Below are 15,599 nucleotides of genomic sequence, written 5' to 3' on the forward strand. Positions count from 1 at the left end.
GTAGTTATGAAACTCAAACGTAATGACGATTGCTCCTGCGGGAGTGGGAAGAAATATAAAAAATGCTGTTATCATACTGATATCTCTCAATCATCTACATTTTCTCTAAAAGTTAACCATTATATTGAGTTAGCAGAAAGTTATTATAAGCAAGGTGATTTGGTGAATGCTGCACATTTAGGTAAGGAAATATTAGTACATCAACCTAAAAATCATAGAGCTTTGTTTTTATGTGGGCTAATAATGTATGATACGGGACAATATGATGTAGCAGCTAATTTACTGACTAATGCTATAACCCAAAACCCTAAAAATGCCTTATATTATAAATATCTTTCAATTGTTTATAATAAATTATCAAAACTTTCATTATCACATACTTGTATTACGGAAGCAATCAAATGTTCTCCAAATGATAGTGATTTATACAATATATTGAGTTATAATTGTATTTTACGAGGAGATAATATAGGTGCCAAATATGCTTTATTAAAGGCTATAGAATTAAATCCAGATGAACTGCAATTTTATTTAAATTTAGCAGTATGCTTATCTTCTTCTCAGTTACCTAATGAATTGAAAGATTTATATGAAAAGCTTATTCAGAAAAATGCTACTACGGTAATGCGTATACCATTTATGGCTATTGTAATACCCGTAATAGTTGAAACATATGAAGATCTTACTTTAATGAGAGAATGGGTACAGAAAGAAGTAGATCTTTTGTTAAATACAACATTGGAAAATTCTTATGCAAATAATATAACACTTCTGCGTGGTATGTTAAAAAACCCATTATTTCACTTGGCGTATCATGGTTTTAATGATAAGGAATTGGTTTCTAAGTTTAATGTATTGTATAAAAAAAATATGCAATATTTTAACTATGTCGCACCTCATGTAATGAAGATAAGTCAATCAAAGTCTTTGAAAAAAATTAAAGTAGGCTTTCTTTCGCACTATTTTTGGGAGCATTCTGTAGGTAAATGCTTTAACGTATTAATTAAAAAGCTCGGCGATCTAGATGATTTAGAAATAATAGTTTTTACAGAAAAACGTAAGAAAGACTCAGCATTACAAAATTTAATTGAGGGAAAAATTCTTTACAGAGAGTTACCGAGTAATCATGAATATGCAATTAAAATAGTGGCTGAAGAAGAGCTTGATATATTGATTTATACTGATATAGGGATGAATGAGGAAACATATGCTTTGGCTATGGCACGTCTTGCGCCTATACAATGTTGCTTATCTGGTCATCCTGTAACAACTGGTTTAAGTACTATTGATTATTATATATCTAGTAGAAATTTTGAACCTGTAAATGCTAAAGAGCATTATAGTGAAACATTAATATTATTAGATAATTTGCCCGCATTAATAGCAAGGCCAGAGTTACCGGAGTTTGAAACCGATTTATCATTTTTAAATTTACCAGATGGTACTTATTATGTATGTCCAATGACATTATATAAAATCCATCCAGAATTTGATGAAATCATGGCTAATATATTACAGGCAGATCCAAATGGGATAATAATTTTATTTGATGATGCAAAACTAAAGCATTTTGCTAAAATATTATGTAGAAGATTTGCAAAAACTATGCCGGAGAGTTATCAAAGAGTAATATTTATACCTTGGCTTAATAGGGATCAATTTAAACAGATGTTATTAAAGGCACATGTAATTTTGGATCCAATTCATTTTGGTGGGGGAACAACATCTTATTTTATGTTAGGACTTGGCATACCTGTGATTACGTTACCTATGGAATCTTTACGTAGTAGAGTTACATATTCGTGTTACAAATTGATGAATATAGAAGATATGATTGCGCACGATAAAGTACATTATGCAGAAATCGCAGTAAAAATAGCAAATAACAAAGAATTATATGATAGGTTAAGTAAGTTGATTATGGAAAGGAATGATGTATTATTTAATAACGAAAAAGAATTAGTTAAAGAAATGCATGAATTAATGCATGATCTTATATCAGGAAATTTACAAAAATACTTGACTATAGTAAATTAAGTTGTATTTGGAAGCTTAGATAGAGCAAAGACTACTATAGTAGGAAGGCTTTGAGCTAACTGCGTCTAAAAGTTCAAATCAATTTACTATTTATACAATTCAACTCGTCTCTTCTAGCCTAAATAACAAGTTAATTTGCTATAATTCCTATACTCTAAAAAGAGCTAGCGTTACCAATAAGCTTATCAGCTAATTCATAAAACGCTATGTAAGCTTTGGCTTTATCGTGAGAAGAGATTTTCTTGCCTTCAGAGTCAATTATTGCATCAACTTTTGCTATAGTTTCAAAAAACAACTCTAAATTAATATTATTAAAATGTGATAATAATTTCTTATAATTGCCTTCTTCAATCTCGTTTTCATCGGAAGTATCATTAATGGTAGCTGCAAATAAATCTTCAACTGTACATTCTAAAGTAGTACAAATTTTTTGTATTACACTATTAGAGATACTAATAATGCGATTATATATTATATTTTCTAACTCATAATAGTTTATACCTGATAAAGTACAAAACTCATCTATATCAATACCTTTATTATCTAATAATTGTTCGAAATTTATTAAAAAATTGGTTTGTTCCATGATAATCCCTTTACTAACCACTTATCAAATAATATATTAATATTGTATGTGTGTTATTGATCTATACTGAATCATTCAAAATTACAAGTTATTTTATTTAGTTAAATTAAATGTTTATCAGAAAAATAAACTAAATTATGTGCCAATAATATAAAATAGTTTAATGATTGTCAATAAAATATACAAATATTATATGAATAATATTAATATATATTGATTATATTGGTAATTAATAAATTAACTATATTGATATATTATAAAACTTTGTATTAAATTTAACGTTACCACCATGCTAAATTATTGATAAAATTTTATATATAAAACCAAATAATATACAAGATATAGCAAAAATAGAGTATAAAAACGAAAAAACGAATAATTTTGCTTGTATTTTATAAAATTATTGAATAAAAGAATAGAAATTACGCCGGATTAGCTCAGTGGTAGAGCAACCGCCTTGTAAGCGGTAGGTCGTCAGTTCAATCCCGACATCCGGCACCATCTGAAGTTTTAAACTGCCTTCCTCAGGAGAGTCTAATGTCTAATTACCAATATGTGTATGTGATGAAAGGTTTATCTAAATCATATCACACAAAAGAAATTTTAAAAAATATTTGGTTATCTTTTTTGCCTGGAGCAAAAATTGGTATTATAGGTCCAAATGGTGCTGGTAAATCTACATTACTTAAAATTATGGCAGGTATTGATAAAGAGTTTATGGGTGAGGCATGGTCGGCAGCTGGTATAAAAGTTGGATATTTATCTCAAGAACCTCAATTAGATCCAAAGAAGAATGTTTTGGAAAATATACTGGATGGAGTTAAAGAAAAGAAACAATTGATAGATCTCTTTAATGAAATGAGTGCAAAATTTGCTGAAGAGATGACAGATGAAGAAATGAATGATCTCATTATACGCCAAGGCGAATTACAAGAAAAAATAGAAGCTTGTAATGGATGGAGTTTGGATAGGGAAATTGAAATAGCTATGGATGCATTGCGTTGTCCAGCTGGTAATAATGATGTTACCAAAATTTCTGGTGGAGAAAAGCGTAGAGTAGCTTTATGTAAGTTACTGTTAGAGCATCCCGATATGTTATTATTAGATGAGCCTACAAACCATCTTGATGCTGAATCTGTGGCATGGCTTGAAAGATTTTTAAAAGAATATACAGGGACGGTAGTATTAATTACGCACGATCGTTACTTTTTGGATAATGTCACTTCTTGGATTTTAGAAATTGATAGAGGGCAGGGAATACCGTGGGAAGGTAATTATTCTTCTTGGCTTGAACAAAAACAATCTAGATTACAACTTGAAGAAAAATCAGAAAGTGATAGACAAAAACAGCTGCAGCGTGAATTAGAGTGGGTAAGGCAATCGCCTAAGGCAAGGCAAGCTAAAAGCAAAGCACGTTTATCAGCTTATGAAGAATTGGCTAATAAACAGAGAGAAAGGCAAGTGCAGATAGCACAAATTGTTATTCCGGAAGGGCCTCGTTTAGGAGAGATTGTCTTAGAATGTAAAAATATTAGCAAAGCTTTTGGTGATAGGCTTCTTGTTGACAATTTAACTTTTACAGTACCTTCTGGTGCAATTGTAGGGGTTATAGGGCCAAATGGTGCTGGTAAAACCACTTTATTTCGTATAATAACAGCGCAAGAATCACCTGATAGTGGAACATTTAGGCTAGGTGAAACCGTTAGTTTGGGTTATGTTGACCAATCTCGTGATAGGCTGGATGACGCTAAAACAGTGTGGGAAGAGATTTCTGATCAACAGGAAGAGATTACTTTAGGAAAACAAATGGTAAAAAGCCGTGCCTACTGTGCGGCTTTCAATTTTAGAGGGAGTGATCAACAGAAGTCTGTAGGCAGCTTATCGGGGGGAGAAAGAAATAGGGTGCATTTGGCTAAAATGTTAAAACAAGGTAATAATGTTTTATTGCTAGATGAACCTACAAATGATTTAGATGTAGATACTTTGCGTGCTTTAGAAGAGGCATTAATGGATTTCCCTGGTTCAGCTATTATTATAAGCCATGATAGATGGTTTTTAGATAGGATAGCTACTCATATATTGGCTTTTGAGGGAGATAGTCAAGTGGTGTTTATTGAAGGAAACTACTTGGATTATGAAGAGGATAGAAAAAGAAGGATAGGAGTCAATAACCTTGCTCCAACTCGTATCAAATATAAAAGGCTAGCAAGTTAGAAAGAAATTAATATAATTTTTATAATATACCTATGGGGTGATTTACATTAGGAGAAAAAATTGGGTATGCAATATAATGATAATAATTATTAATAGAAAAATATGCCTATGTTAATTAAGTTAAAATGCAACGTCGTTGAGCGGGGCTAAGCTAATCATTATTAGCTGTCGCTCCTAGCTCTTACAGCTCTATTCGTACACATCGTTTATTACCTTGTACCATTCTCCACATAACAACTCCAAGAAAAATTTGAAAACAACCTCCATTATAACTCTCTAACTACCATAAATTATTTATTATGCGTATCTCCTTCTAAGCATTTTTAATAAAATTTGATATATTTTATATATAAGAAAATAAAATAATTATTTAGTAATATATTCTTAATACGGTTATGAAATAATAATTATAGTAAATTGATTTGAATCCGGGACGCAATTAGCTCAAAGCTCTCCATTTGGAGGATTCGCTTATTGCTCTTAGTTCCAAATACAACTTAATCCCCTATATTATAATAAAATATGGAAATAATTATGGGTAAATTGCTTAATAAAAAAGTAGCAGCTGCTTTAGGTTATGTGAAGTTTTCTAGAGATGTATTAGCATGTAAAGGTTGAAAATACTGAGATTAGTGGTAGTTTGAAGTTGTAAAAACTATAAACAAACTACCGATATGCAGTATTACATAAAAAATAATGATTGGAAACAAATTTATTACCAATTGAGCAAAAGAAAAGACATAAGAAGCAAAAATCAAAAAAAGCTAAGAAAATTTATAGAGGCCATATCGTATATGGCTAGAACAAATTGATAGAAAGCTTAAAAACAAATGATTGCGAAATGGTTATTCTTTCTAGGAAGAATCGTAAAGTAATACGTCCTCATGATAAGCATATTTATAAGGAGCGCCATCTGATTGAATGTTTTTTTGGTAAAATTAAGCATTTTCGTAGAATATTCTCAAGATTTGATAAATCTGCAAATATATTCTTAAATTTCCTTAATTTTGTAGGCATTCTTATATGGATTCGTTAAAGAAAACTTCACACAACTTAGAATCTATATGTACACTTGAAAACATGTTTACCTATATATGTTGTCATTCGTCGCTATATTATTAATGATTACTTGGATAAAGTTATTTATTAATATTTTTGATGATTTTAATAAAAATTTTACCTTATAGGTGTATATAATAATAGCTTGATTAAGTAATATAATTAATAAAGATATGTTTTATTTAGCACGGATAATACTATTAAAGAAGGAAAATATCTTAAAATAAATATAGCAAGTGGTTTATCAGTGGAATGAGGTAGATTATATGAAAAGTTCTATAGAACAAAATATGGAAATACTAAACGTTTCTCTAAAAGAAAAGGCAGATCAAGATAAAAATTTTCTTATCGATCAAATTACTAGATTTTTGAAATCTGAAACTGATTTTGGTACACCATTAGAAACAGATAGAGATAAAATCAATAAAGCAGTGGAGAATAACAATTTCACAGAAGCACTACAAAATTTAGAAATTTTACGAGAACAAAAAACAGGTATAAAACTTATTAAGATTGATGGTACAAACAGTAATACTCCTATATTGATAAGAGATGGTAGAAATAATCCTCATCAAAACCGTATTCTAGATACTGAAGGTTTTGAAATGCAATATTTAAATGTAATAAGAGCAGCTATTGAAGTAGTAGAAATTGAAAATAAAGCTGAACTTAAAGATCAGTTAATGAAGGAAGCAGTAAAATTTATTAATAGTTTTCATAAAAATAATCAAGGGAAGTCACAAGAAGAAATTTCCGTTAATGTCAAAAATAAGATCAGCAATATAATGGATTTTCTAGAAAAAAACGGTATTGATGAGCCTTATCAAAAAATAAATATTGCTAAAGATTTTCAAAATTTTAATGATGAACATTTTAATATAGCTACTCTTTCAGAGATTATAGATCATAAAGGTAAAAAACATACAATTGTTGAAGCAGAAGTGGCTCTAAAAGGTATAACTGAGGAACAAAAGACAGAATATACAAATAGGGATCATCAGAAATGGTTTACCAAAATGCCGCTTTGGGAACAAGAATTAGTTAATAGATATGTGGATAAAATAACTGAGGGTAATTATGTTATTTCAACCCAATTAAGGCAAATTGTGGGTATGAAAAACGCTTTTGAAAAAATTACAGCTATTTCCGATACAGATAATAAAGATTTTGAAATCCTTCATAGTTCCAAGCATGCCGGAACTCTTGCTTCTATTTCACGTGATAATGGTTCTAGGCAAAGAATTACTGATTTGAACGCTAAACAAGCTCAAGAATGGATGGGGAAAGATTATGTTCTACATACCAACACTCTAAACAGTGGTAGTATAAAAGTAAATATCCCAGAACAAGATGCAAAAATAGTATTACTTACCAACAGAGCTATGAGCAATGTAGGAGGAATTCATACTAATACAGCTTTTAATAAATTTAGAATTTTTGCTCCCTTAAATAACTTACAAGGAACTAAAGATTTACTTAATAATTTAGCTGATAACTTACCAAAAGAAAAGGAATTTGAAGAGATAAAGGCACATTTAAAACCTGTTGGACTCTTCGCTAGGTTATTTAATAATAAACGAAAAAATGATTTTGGGAAATTGTTAAATCAAGTAAAAGAAACTCATAATTTGTCTCCAAATGCTATTGAAATATTGGAAATAGCTTCTGATTTAAGGAAAAATGTAGAAAAAGCAGATGTATTCTTCCTAAGAAGAAATGACAAGAATAACATAAGTGCGGATATTTCAAAGAAAATGAATTATTTGAATAATAAAATATTAAATTCTAAGGATCAAATTTTAGGTTTGGTTCCCAAGTCTGAAGTGCTTACTATGTGTGCAAGTGGGAAAGATAGAACGGGATTAGCTGAACATGACCAGACTAGTTGGGCTATCGCAAACAAATTAAAAATTGATATAAAGAATATTGATCAGCAGATTTTAAAGTCAGGTCACACTGCTGGGCAAGCGGGAGGAGTATATTCTGGTGGTGCAACAATTGGTTGTTATGGGACATTAAAGGTAACAAGCGAAGGATTTCCAATGGATAGAAGAAAAATTCTACAACCTATAATGGAAGTGACAGCAGCTAATAATAAAATTAAAGCATTAAAAACTAATAAAGTGATTAATGAAACACAAGAGCAACTTATTGCTCAAGAAATGCCTAATATGTATAAGAACGAAGCATATTTAATGATACCAATTAAGATAGCTGCTATTGCATATATAGTCAATTAAGTTGAGAATGGCATAGAGAAGCCATAATCAATAGCATCGCTAAGGTTATTAAAATTAGTAATGATAGGTTTGATTTTAGCTTTTAAATGAGCCCAATATTTTTCAATTGGGTTGAGATCAGGAGAGTAAGGTGGTAAGAATAAAAGTTTACAGCCTATATCTTCTATTAAATTCCTAGTTCTAGCTGACTTATGGAACGTTGCATTATCAAGTATTACAACTTGACCAAATCTTAGTTCGGGCACCAAACACTGACTAACCCACTCGTTAAAAACTTCTGTATTACATGTGCCCTTGAAACACATTGGCGCAATAATTTTCTTCCCAACCTTACCTGCAATAAAGCTTTCTCGATCATGTTTTTTACCTGAGATATCACCATAAACTTTACTTCCTCTGAGACTGTATCCCCAAGAATAGTACAAATAGCTATCAATTCCACTCTCATCAATATAAACTATATCTTCCGCTTTATAGTTTGCGATAGCTGCCAAAAATAATTGCCGTTTTGCTTCATCCCGTTCACGATAGAGTGTGGTCTTTTTTTTCGTGTGATCCCCAAAGTCTTGAATGCCAAACAGATAGCAGCTGTAGACACATTAAAAACCTTTGCAAAATCAGATAATAGCCAATTGCTGTTTTTAGACACCTCGTTTAATAATTTGATTGGATCAAGCTTCTTCCATGTCTTAGCTGCTCGTGTGGCTGCTAAATTCCCGGATTTCGATCTCGATAACCATCTATAAATTGTTCTTTCACCTATGCCAAAAATTCTTGCAGCTTCTTCTCTGGTATAACCTTTATTAACATAGTGAATTACTTTTTTACGTAAATCTAAGGAATATGCCATTGCTTCTACTGTTTTGGGTTTATGAGCTTTTTAATATATCATATATCATGTCTTTATCAACTTAATTTACTATAGTATGTCTGATAATACTGATCCAGAAGTACTTATTAAACACTCAGGTATAATAGAAGAATTAAAGAAGGGAATGGAAACAAAACATCTTTCTGAACCTACTATTCCTAGAAAAGAGGATAAATCAAGAACGATTGGACACTAGTGCTTTATAGTAAAATTTAATTATTAATATATTTCCTTATCTGCTCAAACGATAAGTTTCTTTGGCTCTATTCTAATCACTCTTCAAAACTTTAAATTATTAAAATATTTTTATTTTGCATCGGATAATATTTGTACAAGGTTTTGTAAATCATCTGGTAGTTCTGTAGTAAATTGCATATGTTCTTTGGTAATGGGGTGAATAAATCCTATAGATATAGCGTGGAGCGCTTGTCTATTAAAATTGTAGATTTTTTCTTGTATTTCTTCGGAAAATAATTTTGATAATTTACGTTTATTATTACCGTATGTTTGGTCACCTATTAGAGAATGACCATAATGACTGAAATGTACCCGAATTTGATGGGTTCTACCGGTCACTAGTTTACATTCTATTAAGGAGGCAATATTATTATAAAAAATTTGTTGTACTGAATAGTTGGTAATTGCTTCTTTGCCTCCTGTCTTTAGAATGCTCATTTTTTTACGATCTTGATTATGTCTACCTATATTACCAGTGATTGTGCCTTGTAATGGTTTGGGTACTCCAAAAACGACAGCTAGATATATTCTTGTTAATGTGCGGGATGCTAATTGTTTGGTTAAAGAGTGATGGGTAGGATCATCTTTTGCTACTACCATTAATCCACTAGTATCTTTATCTAATCTATGCACAATGCCTGGTCTTAAACGTCCACCAATTGCGGATAGACTATCTCCATAATAAGCAAGTAGAGCATTTACTAAGGTATCTTGATGGTTACCAGCCCCAGGATGGACAGTTAACCCTGCTTGTTTATTTATGACTAATAAAAATTTATCCTCATATATAATGTTGATTTTTAAAGATTCATTAGGCTTTATATAGGTTTCTACAGGAGGAGGTATGGTTAATATATATGTAGATCCTAATTTGACAGATGTGTTACAATCTTCTATGATACAATTATCAATGGTTAAATAGCCGCTAGTTATTAAAGTTTTAATTCTAGTGCGGGAGAGATATTTAAGACGCTCTGCTATAAATTTATCTACTCGCAGCCCTTGTTCACTTGCTGTTGGTGTTAAGCTAATTGTTGAATTAATAATCATAATAAATAAGATTTATGCCTATAACAACATTATTAAAATGGTATCATCAAATGGGAGTTGACGAAATCGTATCTAATAATACGCATTCTTTATTACAAAATTCAATTAACGAAGAAAAAAAAATTCACGTATCACAAAATATTCCAGATATTAAACATGCAAAACCAGTAACCCATTTTACTCCAGTTTTAGATATTATCAAGCATTCTAAAAATCTAGTAGAGAATTGTCATGATTTATCAAAGTTAGAGCAAATAGTCAAAGAGTTTGATGGATGTATTTTAAAAAAAACAGCAACCAATACAGTTTTTTGTGATGGAAATAACCAAGCTGAAATTATGTTTATTGGAGAAGCCCCTGGTGCCAATGAAGATTTACAAGGTATACCTTTTTGTGGAGCAAGTGGTATACTATTAGATAACATGCTTGAATATATAGATTTATCTAGGAAAAAAAATATATATATTAGTAATAGCATTTTCTGGCGTCCTCCAGGGAATCGTAGGCCTACACCAGAAGAAATTGCTATGTGTCTCCCTTTTGTTGAAAAACATATAGCATTAGTTAATCCTAAGCTGTTAGTTTTAGTTGGCGCTACAGCAGTTAGCAGTTTATTAGCTACTACTGAAGCCGTATCAAAGTTAAGATCTAGAATACATGAGTACTCTAATGATTATTTAAATAATCCAATACCTACTATTGTTATTTATCACCCTTCCTATCTTTTACGCCAACCTTCACAAAAAAGGTTAGTGTGGCAAGATTTATTAAAGATGAGGGAATTTATAGATCAAAATGGTATTATAGTAAATTGATTTGAACTTGCGGACGTGGGTATATAGTAAAAACATTTGAATTTGCATACGGCGTCATTCGTCGTTCTCTTAGCTATAGTAGGCGTAGGCTCCTCATTACGAGTGTCATCTCCATTTGAAGCTACTATTTTTGTAGGATTCGCTTTATTCTTACCTCGTCCAAAATACAACTTAATTTACTATAGGTGCTAAGAACCATAGGCTAAGTCACATCTTTTCCCACAGCTTCAGTAATATTTTTTAATCCATCTCGTTCTAAATAATAGCTTAATTCTTTATTAATAGACTCTATTACACCAAAGCCATTATAAATTAAGGAAGAATAGATTTGGATTAATGAAGCACCTGATAAAATTTTAAGATAAGCATCATAGCCGGAAGATACTCCTCCCACACCTATTAAAGCTATTTTATTTCCAACTAGTTTATATACTGATCTGAGGAGTTGGGTAGATAAATTAAAAAGGGGTTTACCACTTAATCCGCCAGCTTGATGTGCATTATGACTCTTTAAATGAAAGTTTCTTTGAATAGTAGTATTACTAATAATAATACCATTAATGTTATTATTTAATGCTATATGCACTATATTTTCTATGTCTTCATTACTGAGGTCTGGAGCTATTTTTAATAAAATAGGTATATTTTTATTAAAAGATAAAGATAATTCTTGGCGTGTTTTTGCTACTTCATGTAATAGAGATTGTAATTGTGTGCTATGTTGTAAATCTCGAAGTCCTGGCGTATTAGGAGAAGAAACATTTAGTGTGATATAAGAGCTATATGGGTATAATTTACGTAATAAAAATATGTAATCATCTATAAACTCAGTAGTATCTTTATTCTTACCAATATTAACTCCTACCACCGCTTTTTTTTGATAGGTAGATAATTTAGAAATAAAATAATCTACGCCTTTGTTGTTAAATCCTAGCCTATTAATGATAGCTTGATCCTCAGTCAAACGAAACATACGAGGTTTAGGATTACCTGCTTGTGCTTTAGGAGTCACTGTTCCTGTCTCTATAAAACTAAAACCTTGATTCAATAAGCCAGATATACATTCAGCATTTTTGTCAAAACCAGCTGCTAGTCCAATTGGATGAAAAAAATTTAAACCCATAACTGTGTTAGCTAAATTGGGATAATAATTGATATTATTTTTAGGAAGAAGATTATGTTTTAAAACCCAAGTAGCTACCTTATGTGCAGCTTCAGCAGGTAAAGAATATAAAAATGGTTTAATAAATTTAAAGTAGTTCACGAGCTATACCTATAATCAAGGATATAAAGTAGTAAAATGTCCCATTTTTCTACCAGGTTTGATTTCATCTTTACCATAAAGGTGTAATTTGGTGTTAGGATCTTGTATATAAGAAAGCCAATTATTTACTTCATCTCCAATTAAGTTAGTCATAATAGCTTTAGAAGTGTAATTAGTTGATCCAAAAGGAAGGCTGCATATTGCCCGTATAAGTTGTTCAAACTGACTGGTAATGCAGGCGTCTAAAGTGAAATGTCCTGAATTATGAGGCCTTGGGGACATTTCATTTACCAATAATTTCCCATTTTTAGTAACAAAAAACTCTATGGTGAGTAATCCTATCAGTTCTAATTTCTCAGCTATCATATATGCATATTGATATGCTTGCTTTGCAATAGTTTTATCTATTGTTGCGGGCACGGTTGATGTATGAAGGATTCCCTGTCTATGTATATTTTCTATGCATGGAAAGATAGAGGTATCACCATTTTGATTACGAGCAATAATTACTGAAATTTCTGTTTGATAATCAACCCATGCTTCAGCAATAAATGAATGATCTTTATTAGAGTTAATCATATTAACAGCATCTTCCACAACTTTCTTAGAGTTAATGAAAGTTTGGCCTTTGCCATCATATCCTTGTTCAAGAGTTTTTAAAATAAAGGGGAATTTTAAATTGTTGGCTGCCATCCACAGAGAATCACTATCTTGCACAGAAAAGAATTTAGTAGTTTTAATCCCTAAAGATTTTACAAATTCCTTTTCTCTAAGCCTATTTTGAGCAATATATAGGCTTTGCCAGTCAGGACATACAATTTTATTTTGGCTATTTAAAAACTTAATTGTATCACATGGGATATTTTCAAATTCTAAAGTAATAATATCAACCTTGGAAGCAAATTCTGAAAGTTTATTTTGACTAAGATAAGGGGCAATAGTAGAGTGATTAGTAACTTGTAGGGCAGGGCTGGTTGCTTCTGGGCAATATATATGTGTTTTATAACCAAGATTTGTAGCAGCAATTGCTATCATTTTACCAAGCTGTCCACCGCCAAGTATACCAATAGTACTACCAGGAGGAATCATAGATAATTTATTCTTCATAAGGTGTTTCTGTAACTGAATTAGTTTGTTTTTGGCGCCATTTTTCTAATCCTATGCATAATTCATTGTCAGTAATTGATAATATAGCAGCACTAAGTAAAGCTGCATTTTTGGCTCCAGCTTCTCCAACTGCTAAGGTACCAACAGGTATACCGGCAGGCATCTGGACAATAGATAATAAGCTATCAAGTCCTTGAAAATGTTTGGTGTCTATGGGAACGCCTAAAACAGGTAAAGTAGTTAAAGAAGCTACCATACCTGGTAAATGTGCTGCACCACCTGCCCCAGCTATAATAATTTTGATCCCTCGTGAAGCTGCTCCTTTGGCAAAGGTAAAAAGGCGATCTGGGGTTCTATGCGCAGAAATAATGAGTGTTTCAAACTTGATATTAAGAGTTTCTAAGATCTGTGCAGTATGTTTCATAGTAGCCCAATCAGATTTACTGCCCATTATAATACTAACTAGGATAGAATCTTTTATATGTTTTTTGGTCACTTTTTTAGATAGCATAGTCAATCAAATATTCACAATTAAAAAACAAGATTAAAACGAAGTTATAGCATAAACTCTATAATTCTACTAATAAATTTGTAATTATGTAAGGAATTTTTTAAATTTAAGCTATAATATCAGGATATACTATAGCTTGTATCATAGATATTTTACTTTCAATCATAGCTCTATGCCGTTTTATTCTATGGATAGTTAACTGATCATGGGCTTCAAGCTTTAATTTAATATCTAAAGCTTTTTTTTCTTTTTGTAATGATCCAAGTTCTTTTAATAATTTTTTGTTTTCTTCGCTCATAATTAAATACCATCTTTATACGTACTTTAAGGCCTTATTATGTGAATTTACAGTTAATTAATATGAAATACTTAGATTTATAAAAGTGTTCCTGATCACCTTAATAAACCATAAATTTTTGCTATCGAGTAAATACATTCTACTCTCATTATTTTTATTATAGCATAATTTTAAAATCATTGCATCTGTTAAAATTTCTGCAAACTCTTCCTGACCAGTTTCAAAAGCTATCTACTATATTAATATTACAATTAGTAATATACATTTTAATTAATTAAAATTAAGTATTTAGTATTGACAGGTTAAATTACGTAAACTATACCATAATAAATATTTTTATAAAAAATTAATATTAGTAAGGAATTAGAAGATATATTATGGGAAATGCAGTAAATAATACGAATATAGCAAGAGTTGAAGAAGTAGATGCTGAAATGAATGAAATGCAACCAGAAGAGGCTCAGGCCGTAATTATGGAAGCTAATGAAGAAACATTAGAAAATATAATATCCTATATAAGTGATCATCCGGAAGCGAATGTAAATGCTCCTCGTTTTTTAGATAATAAAACATTGCTTCATGTGATAGTAGATCGTGATGAAACTGTGCAGGATAATGACTGTCTTTTGGATGATTTAGTGAATTTGCCTTATATAAATTACAATGTGCAAGATGGTCAAGGTAAAACGCCATTACATTATTCAGTAGATAGAAAAGATTCATATATTCTAGAGTTATTAATAGGAAATGGAGCCAAAGCTGATATTAGAGATAATAGAGGATATAGTGCATTTGACTATGCTATATTTAATAATGCTCATGATATTATAGAAGTGATGTTGAGGAAGGGAGTATTATTAGATATACATGTAGAAGTTCATAATGAAAAGACCTCTTCCCTTATAGAAGCAGCTTATTTTGCTGATAGAGTATATATGAATTTAATTACTCCAACAGAAGCAGATTATAGAAAGCATGCTCAATATGTAGTTTAATAAATTTTAGAATAGGTTATTATAGAGATTGTGGATATGAGACATTTTCATCTGATAAATTTATAGGAGAAGTATTAAAAAAATTGGTTGACATACAATCGCAAACTAGGGAACCTTCATGGGTTGAACGTGTAAGTGCAGGTAATGTAGAGCAAAATATCCAGCGCGGTATTTAGTTTATATTATATCCAAATGATGCTATAGCTTTTTATAGTAATTGATTTGAACTTGCGGACGCGGTTATAGCTGTGGCAATTTAAATATTACTTTGTGGTTCATTGCCTACAATAGTATTTCTAGGCTTTCTGCCTCACA

General features: G+C 30.9%; 13 protein-coding genes and 1 tRNA gene. 6 read left to right on the forward strand and 8 right to left on the reverse strand.

Going from position 1 to position 15,599, the window contains the following annotated elements; all coding sequences use genetic code 11:
* The first annotated feature begins 6 nt into the window (after positions 1-6).
* On the forward strand, positions 7-2,037 hold the full coding sequence (locus NOVO_07090) for a putative O-linked N-acetylglucosamine transferase, SPINDLY family (protein AIL65764.1): 2,031 nt from the start codon (positions 7-9) through the stop codon (positions 2,035-2,037).
* Positions 2,038-2,191: 154 nt separating this feature from the next.
* Here NOVO_07090 and NOVO_07095 read toward each other — a convergent pair whose 3' ends face one another.
* Entirely contained in the window at positions 2,192-2,623 is a 432-nt protein-coding gene (locus NOVO_07095; protein ID AIL65765.1) for a hypothetical protein, read from the reverse strand.
* A gap of 426 nt (positions 2,624-3,049) precedes the next feature.
* Here NOVO_07095 and NOVO_07100 point away from each other — a divergent pair.
* From NOVO_07100 to NOVO_07110, 3 genes are all read left to right on the forward strand, one after another.
* Positions 3,050-3,124: transfer RNA gene (locus NOVO_07100), tRNA-Thr, on the forward strand.
* A gap of 36 nt (positions 3,125-3,160) precedes the next feature.
* A complete protein-coding gene (locus NOVO_07105; GenBank protein ID AIL65766.1) occupies positions 3,161-4,837 on the forward strand; it encodes a putative ABC transporter ATP-binding protein in 1,677 nt (558 codons plus the stop codon).
* 1,325 nt (positions 4,838-6,162) lie between these two features.
* The gene (locus tag NOVO_07110) at positions 6,163-8,136 is read left to right on the forward strand and encodes a hypothetical protein (GenBank protein ID AIL65767.1); all 1,974 of its coding nucleotides are present in this window, start codon (positions 6,163-6,165) and stop codon (positions 8,134-8,136) included.
* Here the strand turns inward: NOVO_07110 and NOVO_07115 are convergent.
* From NOVO_07115 to rluD, 3 genes are all read right to left on the reverse strand, one after another.
* Positions 8,133-8,630: a hypothetical protein gene (locus NOVO_07115; protein AIL65768.1), complete on the reverse strand. Its 498-nt coding sequence runs from the start codon at positions 8,628-8,630 to the stop codon at positions 8,133-8,135. The two genes, NOVO_07110 and NOVO_07115, sit on opposite strands and share 4 nt — an antisense overlap.
* Positions 8,594-8,986, reverse strand: a complete 393-nt coding sequence (locus NOVO_07120) for a Transposase (GenBank protein ID AIL65769.2) — start codon at positions 8,984-8,986, stop codon at positions 8,594-8,596. Before NOVO_07120 ends, NOVO_07115 begins: the two co-directional genes overlap by 37 nt.
* Before the next feature lie 327 nt (positions 8,987-9,313).
* Positions 9,314-10,294: a Ribosomal large subunit pseudouridine synthase D gene (gene rluD / locus NOVO_07130; protein AIL65770.1), complete on the reverse strand. Its 981-nt coding sequence runs from the start codon at positions 10,292-10,294 to the stop codon at positions 9,314-9,316.
* A 14-nt stretch (positions 10,295-10,308) separates the two neighbouring features.
* On the opposite strand from rluD, the gene NOVO_07135 reads away from it, so the two are divergent.
* A complete protein-coding gene (locus tag NOVO_07135) occupies positions 10,309-11,109 on the forward strand; it encodes a Uracil DNA glycosylase superfamily protein (protein AIL65771.1) in 801 nt (266 codons plus the stop codon).
* Positions 11,110-11,311: 202 nt separating this feature from the next.
* On the opposite strand, the gene pyrD is transcribed toward NOVO_07135, so the two are convergent.
* The 4 genes from pyrD to NOVO_07155 form a co-directional block, all read right to left on the reverse strand.
* On the reverse strand, positions 11,312-12,373 hold the full coding sequence (gene pyrD / locus NOVO_07140) for a Dihydroorotate dehydrogenase (quinone) (protein AIL65772.1): 1,062 nt from the start codon (positions 12,371-12,373) through the stop codon (positions 11,312-11,314).
* A gap of 15 nt (positions 12,374-12,388) precedes the next feature.
* On the reverse strand, positions 12,389-13,480 hold the full coding sequence (purK, locus tag NOVO_07145) for a N5-carboxyaminoimidazole ribonucleotide synthase (protein ID AIL65773.1): 1,092 nt from the start codon (positions 13,478-13,480) through the stop codon (positions 12,389-12,391).
* The gene (gene purE, locus NOVO_07150) at positions 13,470-13,991 is read right to left on the reverse strand and encodes a N5-carboxyaminoimidazole ribonucleotide mutase (protein ID AIL65774.1); all 522 of its coding nucleotides are present in this window, start codon (positions 13,989-13,991) and stop codon (positions 13,470-13,472) included. Before purE ends, purK begins: the two co-directional genes overlap by 11 nt.
* Positions 13,992-14,097: 106 nt before the next feature.
* Entirely contained in the window at positions 14,098-14,289 is a 192-nt protein-coding gene (locus tag NOVO_07155; protein ID AIL65775.1) for a hypothetical protein, read from the reverse strand.
* A gap of 377 nt (positions 14,290-14,666) precedes the next feature.
* On the opposite strand from NOVO_07155, the gene NOVO_07160 reads away from it, so the two are divergent.
* Complete coding sequence (locus NOVO_07160) at positions 14,667-15,284, forward strand: Ankyrin repeat protein (protein AIL65776.1); 618 nt, start codon at positions 14,667-14,669, stop codon at positions 15,282-15,284.
* Positions 15,285-15,599 lie beyond the last annotated feature (315 nt).

The sequence above is a fragment of the Rickettsiales bacterium Ac37b genome (assembly GCA_000746585.2).
GTDB lineage: Bacteria > Pseudomonadota > Alphaproteobacteria > Rickettsiales > Arcanibacteraceae > Ac37b.